A 13,330-nucleotide genomic window follows, 5' to 3' on the forward strand; every position below is an offset into this window, starting at 1 on the left:
CAATGGTATCATTTACATTATTCAGTTATAATAAGAATAGAATAATAAATTTAGAGGAAAGTTTTAAGTATTATAGAATAATGTAAAAAGAAAAAGTATAAAAATATAAAGAGGTGGGATATTATGCCTAAGCAAATATTAGTAGTGGATGACGAAAAACCTATAGCAGATATATTGAAATTTAACTTAGAGAAGGAAGGTTACAAAGTAGAGGCTGTTTATGATGGTGAAGCAGCTGTAAACAGTGCATTTGATACTAATCCAGATTTAATTCTTTTAGATATAATGTTACCTAAGAAAGATGGTTTTCAAGTTTTAAAGGAGATAAGGAAGAGTCTTCAAACACCAGTTCTTATGGTTACAGCAAAGGAAGAAGAAGTGGACAAGGTGTTAGGATTAGAGCTAGGAGCTGATGATTATATAACTAAGCCTTTTAGTATTAGAGAGCTTTTAGCTAGAGTGAAAGCAAATATAAGAAGGGGAGAGATATCTGCCAGCACTATTACTGGAGATATAGTATCTTCAGGAGAGTTAAGTATTGATTTAAATAAATATGAGGTTAGAAAGAAGGATAAGGTAATAGAACTTACATTGAGGGAATTTGAACTTCTTAAGTTTTTGGCTACTAGGGCAGAACAAGTGTTTTCAAGGGAACAACTATTGGAAGAGGTATGGGGATATGAGTATTATGGAGATATAAGGACTGTAGATGTAACTGTTAGGAGATTAAGAGAAAAGATAGAAGATAATTCTAGCAGCCCTAAATATGTAATCACTAAAAGAGGTGTAGGGTATTATTTTAGGAGGGCCTAGTATGTTTAAAAGCATAAGATGGAAGTTTATTATTGTTTATTTTTTATTGGTATTTATAGCTATGGCTATAGTTGGAGTATTTATAATAAGGAAATTTGAAGAACACCAAATAAGCCAAACTACTAATTCTATGGAACAGCAAATAGAAAAACTAAAAATATCTACTATAATACAAAAAGATAATTGGGAAGAAGTAAAAGAGGATATACAGGAAACTATAATGGGATGGCCCTCTCCAACTACTGATAGGATTTATATTATAAGTAATTCTGAAGATCCTTCTATTATAGCCACTAATTCCAGTAATATAAGTAAAATTGTAGGAGAAAGTGCCTTTGAAAATAAGAATGTAGATAATGAACTTATATTGTCATCATTAAGTGGTGAAAAGAATTCTAAGGTTATTTCAACCACGGACAGTAATACAAAGGTAAAGCATTTGTCTTATCCTGTTATGGGTGACTATGGTCAAATAAAAGGAATTATCTATATAACATCTGATTTAAAAAACGTAAGTGATACTATATCAGAATCTAAGGTAATACTAATAAAGGCTACATTATTAGCCTTGTTTATTACTGTTATATTAGGTTTCCTAATAGCTAGAAGTGTAACAGAGCCTATAAAAGACGTTACTGTGAAGGCAGAAAAGATGGCAGAGGGTGACTTCAATCAATATGTGGAAGTAAAGTCTGATGATGAAATTGGGCAATTAGCCAGTATGTTTAACTTTTTAACTAAAAAGCTCAAGGATACTATATCAGAAGTATATAGAGAAAAAAGCAAAATGGAGACAACATTTACCTATATGGCTGATGGGCTGGTTTCTATATCGATGGATGGAGATATACTTCACGCCAATCCTATTGCCCTTAGTATATTAAATATAGAAGAACGAGATATAAAGAACTATAAATATGACGATATAATGATGCAATTAAATGAAAAGATTACATTGGACTATGTAAAAGAAAAAAACCAGTGGCAAGGCAATGCAATTATTAGTGCCAATAGTTCTATTTATAGGGCCAAGTATGCCCCTTTTAAAAATGATAAAGATGAAATAGGGGGACTAATAGTTGTATTTCAAGATATAACAGAACAGCACAAATTAGATAATATGAGAAAAGAATTTGTGGCCAATGTATCCCATGAATTAAAGACACCTATCACTACTATAAAAAGTTATACTGAGACATTGATAGATGGTGCTATAGATAATAAGGAAATATCTATACAATTTTTGAATGTTGTAAATGATGAATGTGATAGGATGGCTAGAATAGTTAGAGATTTATTGCAATTGTCTAACTTAGATTATAAACAGATGAAGTGGAAAAATGTTAAAACATCAGTGAAAGATATTATAGATTCTGCATATACTAAAATAAAGATTTCTGCAGAAGAGAAGGGACAGACTATAAAGATTCATATACCAGAAAATGTCCATGATGTATTTGTGGATAAAGATGGATTTGAACAGGTATTACTTAATATTATGAGTAATGCTATAAAATATACCCCCGATAATGGAGAAATATATGTATCTGCAAGAAATGAACAAGATAAAATAATTATATCTGTAAAAGATGATGGTATAGGAATACCTACTGAAGATATGAATAGGATATTTGAAAGGTTTTATAGGGTAGATAAAGCAAGGTCTAGAGATTTAGGAGGAACAGGATTGGGATTATCTATAGCTAGACAGATAGTAGAGGCCCATGGAGGTCAAATATGGCTTGAAAGTGAGATGAATATGGGGACAGAAGTATTTATTATGATACCATCTGCATAGACTTTATAATAGGTGTAATTCAATCTTAAATCCTGTGTAATATTCTTGTAACAATATTTTTGTATAATAAAGTTATACCATGAGAGTATTATAAGGAGGGGATGATTATGCTTAAGAGATTAATAACTGGTACTGTAGCTCTTATAATTATAGGTGCATCTAGTACTGTTGGATATACAGATGATTTAAATAAATCAAATGAATTGGATGCCAATATAGAGGTTATAAAAGAAGAAAAAGAATTGAATGTTGTGTTTCCTGAAAACAATTTTACTACATCAGAAGATACTGTATTATTATCTGGTAGAGGAAAAGAAGGAACTAATATTACAATTGAGGTATATAAAATAAGTGAAAAATCTACTGACTCCGAAGACTTTGAAGTGACAATTGAAGAAAAATTGATAGGAGAATATACAGTAGAAATAGGGGAATTGGAAGTGTTTAACAAAGAGATAAAATTAGAGGTAGGTAAGAATAAGATATTGGTTTATCCTGAAGATAATGATGAAAATAGTATTATAAAACATGTAATGGTTGCTGACGAAGAAAAGGCAAAGGACTATCTTAATGAACTTAAAGAAAATAATCTAGATAAGGACAATTTAATGAAAAGTATAAAGAAGAGTATTGAAGACTAAGAAATTAGATTTAAAAAGGGTCCTAGCAATAGTATATAACTGGAGCTGATATATATGAATGTTGATAAATTGAAAACTATTGCACTTATAGCTCTTTTTACCATAAGTATTTTTTTAATTCAGCAACTTTTAGTAGATATACAATACAGTAGTATTTTGCCCTTTGCTGATGAAGAGGTAGATAATGATAGAAGCAACTATATTTTATCGGACATAATATCACCACGTAGATATGTAGTTACTTATTCTAAGAATAATCATACTGTTGTTTATTATGATAATGTACTATGGAATAAATCTAAAGATTTATTAGAAAATGTATTTAATAATGATGAAAAGATAGAGATATCAGAAATAGATAATGAGACTTATAAGGAATATAAATATCGAAAGTCTTTATCATTGCAGTTTCCACAATCTATTCCCACATATGCACTGGCTAAAATGCTAGACATACATGCCCCTGGTCCTGTACAGGATAAAATTACATTAGTTAATGAAATATATATTTCATTGGGTACAGAACCATTTGTGGTTTTTAATAATGGAAGTAAAATTTTTAAAATAGACAATATAGATTGGGATATAGGAGATTTAGTAGATAGAGTAGATGGATTTAGAGAACAAGACAAATATAATAGATATTATTATGGGAAGATATTATTGGGAACTGGTGAGAATGTATTTGCTCCTATAAATATGGAAAATGTGTTTCATGATATATATTTGAAGGATCAATTACAATTATCAGAGTTGGATGAATTAGATAATATGGCATCAAGATTTTTTGATGTAGATATAGACTATGTAAGAAGAGTAGAAGAGAACAACGGGTCTATAATATATATGTATGGCTCTAAAAATCTTGTATTTTCTGAAGCAGGTATATTGAAGTATTTCAATATAGTAGATCAGCCCATTGGTAGAGGAGATTTTTATAACAGTTTAAGTACCGCAGTAGAATTTATAACTGAAAAGGATGGATGGCCTGCTAATGCTTATTTCATGGGTTCACAGGCTATAGAATATAAGGGTGCTAAAGGGTTTAGATTCATGTTTTCTTATAAAATTGATGATTATCCTTTGATATCCAATAAAAATCTGTCAGCAACAAACAGTGGTAGCTTTGATGCACCTATAGAAATAGAAGTGTTTAATAATCAGATAACATCTTATAAAAGATATATAAGAAATATAGAAAAATATAGTGACTTTAGAGACAACGAAATATTATCTCCAGAAGAGGTAATTAGTAAAAATATATCCTTTATTAAAAGTCAATATACCAGCAATAGAGACATAACAGGTGAAGACATTGATATCAGTAATATTTTATCAAGCATAAAGAAGATTGTTTTAGGATATTATGATCCAGCAGATGAGAAATCTGATCAGAGACTTCACGGAGTATGGATGATAAATATAGATAATATAGATTATGTTTTTGATGTGAGGGATGGGGATATTTTAAATTATATGAGTGCAAAATAAAAGAAGCGAATGGGTGGATATAAATGGACTGGTCAAAGGCGAAAAACATACTAATAATAGCTTTTGTTATAACTAATTTGTTGTTATTTTATGTTTTATGGCAAAATCAAACTTATAATGGTAGCTACGTAAATCTTGAAAAAGGTTTTGTTGAAGATGTAAAGGCCCTTTTACTTGACAAAGATATAAAGATAGACAGTCCAATACCTAAAGAAGTGCCATCCATGACTTTATTAGATATAGAGTATGAGACATATGATACAAAGCATAAAAGGGAAGAATTGGTGAATAAATTTTTTGATGACTACCAATATATACAGGAAGATGGAAAAGATTTTTTTATAAAAGATAATGAGTCTATCCATATAAACAATAATAAAGAAATAGTATATGAAAATAAAAATGATGAAGAACGTTTTTCTGATATAGATTTAGATACAAGCAAATCTATAGCTATGGAATTTTTAGAAAATAACAGTATATATGATGAAGACTTGGTATTAAGCGAAGTAAAGGAACTTAAACAAGGTTATATGTTAGAATACACAAAAGTTTTTCAAAATATATTAGTGGAAAAGTCTTATATGAAGTTTACAATAGATAATAGAGGTGTACGAGAATTTAGGAGAATATGGATGTATATAGTAGATTATAATGATAAGGAGATTATGGTTAGATCGGCTCCTGATGCATTACTAAGGCTTGTATCCAATGAGCGGGTATATGGTAAAACTATATCAGATATCTCCATATGTTATTACTTTAATCCTAAAGAGCATGAAATGGTTGATATAAAGGACACTAAAAGGGCCAATGCTGTACCAGCATGGAGAGTAGAATTTTCAGATGGAACTAAGGTATTTTTAGAAGAATATTAATATGTAATAATTGTAATATTAAAAATAGAAGGATTTTAGTATAATAATATAGAAGAAGTCTAGATGACTTCTTTTTTTTATTTGAAATTTATTGTTTAAAAAATAAGGGAATTTTTATATAATTGATATAAGGAAATTGTGTAGTCCTCTAATAATAGAAAGTGGGGTGAATATATCCGAGGTTTTCGGATATTTATATGGATAGATTATTAATTGAAGGTGGAAATAAATTAAATGGCAAGGTAAATATAAGTGGCTTTAAAAATGCTGCTCTTCCTATAATATCAGCGTCGTTGTTGGCAGCAGATAAATGTACAATAGAAAATATTCCATCTATTAGAGATGTATATATTCTGATGGATATAATGAAAGGCATGGGTGCAGAAGTTAAATATAATAATGGAACAATGGATATAGATACTAGTAAAATAAACACACATAAGGCTCCATATGAGTTGGCTAAAAAGCTCAGGGCATCCTATTATTTAATGGGTGGTACTATAGGTAGATTTAAAACGTGTGAGATTACTTATCCAGGAGGGTGTGATATAGGGACTAGGCCTATTGACCAGCATATAAAGGGATTTGAAGCACTGGGATGCAGTGTGGAAATACAGCATGGAGTGATAAAATGTGTAGCTAGTGAATTGCTAGGCACAAATATATACTTGGATGTGGTAAGTGTAGGTGCTACTATAAATATAATGCTTGCATCGGTATTGGCTAAGGGTAGAACTGTTATTGAAAATGCAGCTAAGGAGCCCCATATAGTTGATACTGCTAACTTTTTAAATGCTATGGGAGCAGATGTAAGGGGAGCAGGAACGGATGTAATAAAGATAAATGGTGTAGAGAAACTTCATGGTTGTACATATAGTGTAATCCCTGATCAGATAGAGGCAGGCACATATATGATAGCTACTGCAGCTACAGGAGGAGATGTGATAATAAACAACGTTATTCCAAAACATTTGGAATCAATAACTGCAAAGCTTAAAGAGATGGGTGTTGAGGTAGTAGAATATGATGATTCCATAAAGGTGGCGGTGAAATCGCCTTTAAAGAATATAAATATAAAGACATTGCCATACCCTGGATTTCCTACAGATTTACAACAGCCTATAACGGCGTTGTTATCAATGGTATCTGGAACTAGCATAGTTACAGAGAGTATATTTGAAGGAAGGTTCAAATATGTAGATGAATTAAAAAGGATGGGAGCAAAGATAAAAGTGGAAGGCAGGACATCTATAATAGATGGTGTAAACAGGCTTAGTGGTGCCAAAGTATCTGCTACAGATTTAAGGGCAGGGGCTTCTTTTGTTATAGCAGGACTGATGGCGGATGGAGTAACTGAGGTTGAAGATGTTTATCATATTGACAGAGGGTATGAGAGAATAGAGCAAAAATTTATTGGGCTAGGAGCAAAGATCAAAAGAATTAGTGAATAGCTCTCAGTATGGAGGAAAAGATAATGACATTAAGGTTTTGTTCATTGGCCAGTGGAAGTAGTGGCAATTGCCAATATATAGGGACAGACAAAATAAATATTCTTATAGATGCTGGACTAAGTGGAAAAAAGATACAGGAAGGTCTAAAATCTATAGATGTGGATCCCAATAGTATAAATGTTATATTGGTGACCCATGAGCATAAAGACCATATAAAGGGAGTAGGTATATTATCTAGAAGGTTTAATATTCCCATATATGCAAATAGTAATACTTGGGAACATATGGAGAAGCATATAGGGAATATATCAGATGAAAATATAAGGATATTTGACACAGAAAGGGACTTTAGTTTGGGAGATTTAGGTATATCTACATTTAGGACATATCATGATGCCAGTGAATCTGTAGGATTTTGTATTAATAAAAAGCATAAAAAAATAAGCATACTTACAGATACAGGATGTGTAGACGATAATATAAGAAACAAGATAAAGGGTTCTGATTTAATGCTTGTGGAGTCAAATCATGATATAGAGATGTTGAAGATGGGAAAATATCCTTGGTTTTTAAAAAAAAGGATTATGGGAGATAAAGGTCATCTATCCAATGAGGACGCAGGGAATCTAATAACAGAGGTATTTTGTGAAAATAGGGAAAATATATTATTAGCCCATCTAAGTAATGAAAATAATTTTCCTGAATTAGCTTATCAAACAGTTGCAAATATTATTGCAGATAAGGGTATAAATATAGATAAGGACATATCTGTTGGATTGACTAATAGAGATTGTCCAACTAAGGTCTATAACCTTTAAGGAGGAGAAATAATATGAACAACAATTGGGAAGACAATGGTAGTCCATATTATATGGAAGAGCCACCTATAAATAAGAAGCCTCGCAAAAAAAGGGGATTATTTTCTTATTTTATTGTTGCTCTTATAGGAGCCCTTGTAGGAGGGATACTATCTGTATATATAGCACCTAATTATTTATATGGTAATATAATTCCTCTACCACAGATATATAAAGGAAATACAGTAATAGAGGGACAAAAAATAAACATAAGTCCTAAGGATGATTTAACTATAGCTACAGCAGTGGCTAAAAAGGCTGTAAAAACAGTAGTGGGTATAACCACATTAGAAACGCAGGTGGATATTTTCTTTGGACCTAGACAGCTTCAAGGAGTAGGTTCAGGGCTTATAATAGACAGCAAAGGTTATATATTGACCAATTCTCATGTGGTAGGAGATGGCAATGCTGAAAAAATAACTGTTCAGTTTGAAAATGGAGATAAGAAACCAGCAGAAGTTATATGGAATGATATAGCATTGGATTTGGCAATAATAAAGGTAAATGCATCAAATCTTCCAGTAGCAGAATTAGGTGACTCTGATAACTTACAGGTTGGAGAAGTAGCAATAGCCATAGGGAATCCTTTGGGATTACAATTTCAACGAACAGTAACATCGGGCATAATAAGTGGATTGGAAAGAACCATAAGGGATCAAAATATTATGATGGAAGATCTAATCCAGACTGACGCATCTATTAATCCTGGAAACAGTGGTGGACCGTTATTAGATGCAGAGGGTAAAGTCATAGGAGTAAATACAGCCAAAATAACATCAGCAGAGGGATTAGGTTTTGCAGTGCCTATAAATGTAGCTAAAACAATAATAGATCAAGTGATTAATGAAGGTAAGGTTACTACCGTATATTTAGGCATAAGAGGAGTAGAAGTAGAAAAGTATGAAAAGGCATTGGGAGTTGAATTAACTGCAGATGAGGGCATAATTTTAATAGAAATAATAAAGGATTCTCCCGCCCATAAAGCAGGAATAAAACCAGGAGATGTATTGAAGAGTATAGATGGAAAAGAAGTATTAGACATGAATACTTTAAGACCAGTGCTTTATAAATATAGGCCTGGGGATAAGGCCAAGGTTAAGCTGATGAGGAACGGGGAGAATATAGAGTTGGAGATTGAATTCGAGAGAAAACCGGAGGGTTATTAATATCAGGGGGCTTTATTTAAAGGCCCCTTTTTTGTATTTATAAAAAATAGACTGGAGGTAAAACTATGTATGTTGTATGTAATGAGCATTTAAATCAAGCTATAGATGAATTTTTAGAAATTTATGAACAGCCACCAGATGTATATGAATTGGGAAAGATATCATTTACAGATTGGTCAAGTCCTAGTACATGTGATTTTTGTGATGTACCTCCAAAATATCTTGTAGTATAATGTATTTTGGAGAATTGGTCTATGAAGATTAAAAATAGGGACAAATTATATATATACTACAGAGATAATAAGAGATGTTTTTATTGTGAAAAAAAACTCAAATATAAACAAATGACATTGGACCATTATTTACCTAGAAGTAGTGGCGGAATAGATGAGATATTTAATCTGGTTGTGAGTTGCAAGAGGTGTAATAGAGATAAGGGAGATACTATACCTATTGACGTATATGAGATAATGCTCATATTATTTTTACAAGGAGTTAAAGATGGGAAAATTACAGGAAAAGATATAGATATAAGCAATAGAGAGCTCAAGAAGTATTTGTTAGAGGTAGAGAAGGTAGAGGGTCTAAATAGGGAAATTGTATTTCAAAGTAAAGATAAGAGATTCTATATTAAAGATGGATATGTAAATAAGATGATACATTTTGGAGGCAAAAAACATTGAATGGAGGATCTAAATATGGAATTGGAAAACAAGGCTGTAATAGAGATTGAAGATTTGGAGATGAGCTTTGGTTCAAAAAAGGTTCTAAAGGGCATATCCTTGCAGGTATATCCGGGTCAAGTTATTGGATACATAGGACCTAATGGAGCGGGGAAAAGTACTACTATAAAGATAATTTTAGGGCTATTGTCAGGACATACAGGTAAAATTAAAATATTTGGAAATGAGATATCTAAAGATAGTATAGAATATAAAAAGAGGATTGGATATGTACCTGAAAATGCAGAGATTTATGATACCCTTACTGCTAGAGAATACTTGACTTTTATTGGAGAATTATATGGAAAGGATTCAAAGGATGTAGAACATAAGGCAAAAAGGATGATGAAAATATTTGGTATTGAAGATGTATTTAATTCTAGAATATCTTCATATTCTAAAGGAATGAAGCAAAAGGTACTGATTATATCCAGCTTATTGCATAATCCTGACGTATTATTTCTAGATGAGCCATTAAGTGGATTGGATGCAAATAGTGTTATTATTGTTAAGGAAATATTAGCTGAATTATCTAAAAAGGGTAAAACAATATTCTATTCATCCCATATTATGGATGTAGTTGAGAAAATAAGTAATAGGATTGTATTACTACAAAGTGGCAGTATATTAGCAGATGGCAGCTTTTCAGAACTACGGGATAAATCCCAAGATAGTTCATTGGAAGAAATATTTAATGAGCTTACTGGATTCAATCAACACAAGGAAATGGCAAAAGAGTTTATATCTATTCTTGAAGAGGAGTATTAATATGAGAGAATTTGTAGTATTAAAATTATTGGATAGATTCCAGAGGGTATTTGAAAAATTAGGTGTAGATTACCAGATTATGAGAAGAATCCTTCAACTAAAATTTGTTATGGATGGTAGAAGGGTGCCTACAGTTATAGGAAATACTAAAAAGAAAAATAAAAAACCAGAAAATAGCTTTATAAAATCTCTATGGGTTTATGCCGTTATGGGTATTATCATTGTATTTTTTATTATGACTGGTCAGAGTTATATTTTTCAGATGAGCTTAGCATTTGGAATTATTATGTTCATGATAATGACCTCATTAATATCTGATTTTTCTGCAGTACTATTAGATATGAGGGATAAGAATATTATTGCGACAAAACCGGTGAATAATATTACATTAAATATGGCAAAGACAATACACATTATTGTATATTTGTTCTTTGTTACTATGGCATTGGCAGGACCAGCGTTAATAGTATCCATATTTACCCAAGGTTTCATGTTTTTTATATTGTTTTTATTAGAATTAATATTGGTGGATATATTTGTAATCACTTTAACTGCGTTATTATACGTATTAATTTTGAGATTTTTTGATGGAGAAAAATTAAAAGATGTAATTAATTATGTACAAATAGGATTAACCATTACTATAACAGTGGGCTATCAGTTAGTAGGACGCCTATTTGCTTTTGTGGATGCTGATATAATATTTTATCCTAAATGGTGGCAATATTTTATAGCTCCCATATGGTTTGGTGGTCCCTTTGAGGTATTATTAAATGGTAGTAGAAATATATATTATATTGTATTTTCCATACTTGCATTTATAGTACCTATATTTTCCATAATAGCTTACATTCATTTTATGCCAGCACTTACAAGGAATTTACAAAAATTAAATAATAATAATACTAAAGGCAAAGCAAATAAAGGTAAATTTTTAAGGGGGATATCTAGAATCATATGCGCTACAAAGGAAGAAATGTTATTTTTCCACTTTGCTTCTAGAATGATGAAAAATGAAAGGGAATTTAAATTAAAGGTATATCCTTCATTGGGATTTGCTTTTATATTTCCATTTATTTTTATTATAAATGCGTTAAGGGATAATGGACTAGAGGGAATAGCATCTAGTAATATGTACTTTTATATTTATTTTTGTACATTCTTTTTACCTACGGCTGTAGTAATGATGAGATACTCTTCAAATTATAAAGGTGCATGGCTTTATAAAGTAGTTCCTATTGGGAAGTTAGCACCAGTTTTTAAAGGCACACTCAAGGCTTTTTTAGTTAATCTATTGATGCCAATATATCTTTTTGAAAGTGTAATTTTTATCTGGATATTTGGATTTCGTATTTTGCCTGATCTCATAGCAGTGATAATTAATATTTCTATATATGTAGTTATATGTTTTAAAATTATACAAAAAGACCTTCCATTCTCTAAGCCTTTTAATATTACTCAAGAAGGTAATAGTTGGTCTCTAATACCAGTAATGTTACTCCTCGGTGTCTTAGCAGGCATCCATTTTCTTTTTAAATTTATGTCATTTGGTATATATATCTATATATTGTTAGCGTTATTAGCAAGTATAATTTTATGGAAAAAGGGATTTGATATTACATGGGAAACTGTAAGTAAGTAAATAATTAAAATTATATAATAAAGATAAGGGTGAATCGATGAATATAAATATAATATCAGTCGGAAAAATCAAAGAAAAATATCTTAAAAATGCAATAAACGAATATAGCAAGAGACTTAGTAGGTACTGCAATTTAACCCATATACAAGTAAATGATGAGAAGGCACCAGAGAATCTCAGCGAAATAGAAAAGGAAAAGATAAAGGAAAAAGAGGGAGAGAGGATATTAAAGCATATAAAAGATGGAACATATGTAATATCATTGGCCATAGATGGAGATATGTTATCATCTGAAAAATTCGCAAAAAAACTAGACCAATTGGCCATACAGGGGGAAAGTAATATAGTATTTATAGTAGGTGGTTCCTTGGGATTATCCAAAGAAGTACTAAATAAAGCTAAATATAGACTATCATTTTCTCCGATGACATTTCCACACCAGCTTATGAAGGTAATACTATTGGAGCAGATATATAGAGGATTTAGGATTAATAAAGGTGAACCGTACCATAAGTGACGGCGGTTTTTTAGAGATAAGTACATAGATATTAAAGGGGAGATTCAATGAAAAAAGGAATACCAATAGGACCATTGCAAAATTAATGAATGTTTCTACTCATCAGATTAGGTATTTTGAAAAGAAAGGAGTATTACTTCCTGACTTAATAGATGACAATGGTTACAGATTAGAGCAAGAAATGTTTATTTTGATTTAGATGGCATAAAGAGAATTTGATTAAAACTAGAAGAACATCTTATTAAAAGGTATTCCTTTTTTGCTTGAAAAAACCGCTGATTACTATATTACGCTGAACCATTATAGAAAAAGCCCGAAAACCCCCTTGCTTGTCTTGGGGGATGAAAGGGCTTTAATTTAAGGTGGTTCGATGCCACCTTAAATTGATATTATGCTAACTTTTGATTTTGTATATATCTTTGTATTGTTTCAGTCGATACTGTTCCAGCAGTTCCTACATAATATCCCCTACTCCATAGACCACTACCCCAAAACTTAGACTTCTTTAGATTTGGAAAGCCTTTAAATATTTCATTTGCAGAAATACTTTTGAGCTTTCTTACTATATCTACTGGTGCAACAGTTG

At 31.2% G+C, this 13,330-nt stretch carries 15 protein-coding genes; 14 read left to right on the forward strand and 1 reads right to left on the reverse strand.

The window, feature by feature from the left end:
- The first annotated feature begins 123 nt into the window (after positions 1-123).
- The 14 genes from yycF (at position 124) to Q326_RS19200 (ending at position 12,943) form a co-directional block, all read left to right on the forward strand.
- The gene (yycF, locus tag Q326_RS0112020; RefSeq protein WP_026895617.1) at positions 124-813 is read left to right on the forward strand and encodes a response regulator YycF; all 690 of its coding nucleotides are present in this window, start codon (positions 124-126) and stop codon (positions 811-813) included.
- 1 nt (position 814) lies between these two features.
- Positions 815-2,611: a HAMP domain-containing sensor histidine kinase gene (locus tag Q326_RS0112025; protein ID WP_026895618.1), complete on the forward strand. Its 1,797-nt coding sequence runs from the start codon at positions 815-817 to the stop codon at positions 2,609-2,611.
- Positions 2,612-2,718: 107 nt separating this feature from the next.
- The gene (locus Q326_RS0112030; protein WP_026895619.1) at positions 2,719-3,252 is read left to right on the forward strand and encodes a hypothetical protein; all 534 of its coding nucleotides are present in this window, start codon (positions 2,719-2,721) and stop codon (positions 3,250-3,252) included.
- A gap of 54 nt (positions 3,253-3,306) precedes the next feature.
- On the forward strand, positions 3,307-4,743 hold the full coding sequence (locus Q326_RS0112035) for a hypothetical protein (RefSeq protein ID WP_026895620.1): 1,437 nt from the start codon (positions 3,307-3,309) through the stop codon (positions 4,741-4,743).
- Positions 4,744-4,766: 23 nt separating this feature from the next.
- Complete coding sequence (yycI, locus tag Q326_RS0112040) at positions 4,767-5,621, forward strand: two-component system regulatory protein YycI (RefSeq protein ID WP_026895621.1); 855 nt, start codon at positions 4,767-4,769, stop codon at positions 5,619-5,621.
- A gap of 197 nt (positions 5,622-5,818) precedes the next feature.
- Positions 5,819-7,072 carry a UDP-N-acetylglucosamine 1-carboxyvinyltransferase gene (murA, locus tag Q326_RS0112045; protein WP_026895622.1) on the forward strand — a complete coding sequence of 418 codons (1,254 nt, stop codon included), beginning with the start codon at positions 5,819-5,821 and terminating at the stop codon, positions 7,070-7,072.
- Between the two features lie 23 nt (positions 7,073-7,095).
- A complete protein-coding gene (locus Q326_RS0112050) occupies positions 7,096-7,890 on the forward strand; it encodes an MBL fold metallo-hydrolase (RefSeq protein WP_026895623.1) in 795 nt (264 codons plus the stop codon).
- Positions 7,891-7,904: 14 nt separating this feature from the next.
- Positions 7,905-9,095: a serine protease HtrA gene (gene htrA, locus Q326_RS17290; RefSeq protein ID WP_084489644.1), complete on the forward strand. Its 1,191-nt coding sequence runs from the start codon at positions 7,905-7,907 to the stop codon at positions 9,093-9,095.
- Between the two features lie 65 nt (positions 9,096-9,160).
- Positions 9,161-9,328 (forward strand): CxxH/CxxC protein, encoded by a 168-nt coding sequence (locus tag Q326_RS18285; RefSeq protein WP_084489645.1) that lies wholly within the window; start codon positions 9,161-9,163, stop codon positions 9,326-9,328.
- A gap of 21 nt (positions 9,329-9,349) precedes the next feature.
- Positions 9,350-9,778, forward strand: coding sequence for an HNH endonuclease (locus Q326_RS17295; RefSeq protein ID WP_034602118.1), 429 nt, complete (start codon positions 9,350-9,352; stop codon positions 9,776-9,778).
- A gap of 15 nt (positions 9,779-9,793) precedes the next feature.
- Entirely contained in the window at positions 9,794-10,585 is a 792-nt protein-coding gene (locus Q326_RS0112070) for an ABC transporter ATP-binding protein (RefSeq protein ID WP_026895624.1), read from the forward strand.
- A 1-nt stretch (position 10,586) separates the two neighbouring features.
- Positions 10,587-12,227: a hypothetical protein gene (locus tag Q326_RS0112075; RefSeq protein WP_026895625.1), complete on the forward strand. Its 1,641-nt coding sequence runs from the start codon at positions 10,587-10,589 to the stop codon at positions 12,225-12,227.
- Positions 12,228-12,264: 37 nt separating this feature from the next.
- On the forward strand, positions 12,265-12,744 hold the full coding sequence (gene rlmH, locus Q326_RS0112080; RefSeq protein WP_026895626.1) for a 23S rRNA (pseudouridine(1915)-N(3))-methyltransferase RlmH: 480 nt from the start codon (positions 12,265-12,267) through the stop codon (positions 12,742-12,744).
- Between the two features lie 73 nt (positions 12,745-12,817).
- On the forward strand, positions 12,818-12,943 hold the full coding sequence (locus tag Q326_RS19200) for a MerR family transcriptional regulator (protein ID WP_431188268.1): 126 nt from the start codon (positions 12,818-12,820) through the stop codon (positions 12,941-12,943).
- A 190-nt stretch (positions 12,944-13,133) separates the two neighbouring features.
- On the opposite strand, the gene tnpA is transcribed toward Q326_RS19200, so the two are convergent.
- Positions 13,134-13,330: IS200/IS605 family transposase (tnpA, locus tag Q326_RS0112085; protein ID WP_026895627.1), on the reverse strand; the 197-nt coding region annotated here is incomplete at its 5' end.

The organism is Clostridiisalibacter paucivorans DSM 22131 (assembly GCF_000620125.1).
Lineage (GTDB): Bacteria > Bacillota > Clostridia > Tissierellales > Clostridiisalibacteraceae > Clostridiisalibacter > Clostridiisalibacter paucivorans.

Coding starts and splice junctions, on each gene's coding strand:
- yycF (WP_026895617.1), top strand. CDS start 124: ATGCCTAAGCAAATATTAGTAGTGGATGACGAAAAACCTATAGCAGAT.
- Q326_RS0112025 (WP_026895618.1), top strand. CDS start 815: ATGTTTAAAAGCATAAGATGGAAGTTTATTATTGTTTATTTTTTATTG.
- Q326_RS0112030 (WP_026895619.1), top strand. CDS start 2,719: ATGCTTAAGAGATTAATAACTGGTACTGTAGCTCTTATAATTATAGGT.
- Q326_RS0112035 (WP_026895620.1), top strand. CDS start 3,307: ATGAATGTTGATAAATTGAAAACTATTGCACTTATAGCTCTTTTTACC.
- yycI (WP_026895621.1), top strand. CDS start 4,767: ATGGACTGGTCAAAGGCGAAAAACATACTAATAATAGCTTTTGTTATA.
- murA (WP_026895622.1), top strand. CDS start 5,819: ATGGATAGATTATTAATTGAAGGTGGAAATAAATTAAATGGCAAGGTA.
- Q326_RS0112050 (WP_026895623.1), top strand. CDS start 7,096: ATGACATTAAGGTTTTGTTCATTGGCCAGTGGAAGTAGTGGCAATTGC.
- htrA (WP_084489644.1), top strand. CDS start 7,905: ATGAACAACAATTGGGAAGACAATGGTAGTCCATATTATATGGAAGAG.
- Q326_RS18285 (WP_084489645.1), top strand. CDS start 9,161: ATGTATGTTGTATGTAATGAGCATTTAAATCAAGCTATAGATGAATTT.
- Q326_RS17295 (WP_034602118.1), top strand. CDS start 9,350: ATGAAGATTAAAAATAGGGACAAATTATATATATACTACAGAGATAAT.
- Q326_RS0112070 (WP_026895624.1), top strand. CDS start 9,794: ATGGAATTGGAAAACAAGGCTGTAATAGAGATTGAAGATTTGGAGATG.
- Q326_RS0112075 (WP_026895625.1), top strand. CDS start 10,587: ATGAGAGAATTTGTAGTATTAAAATTATTGGATAGATTCCAGAGGGTA.
- rlmH (WP_026895626.1), top strand. CDS start 12,265: ATGAATATAAATATAATATCAGTCGGAAAAATCAAAGAAAAATATCTT.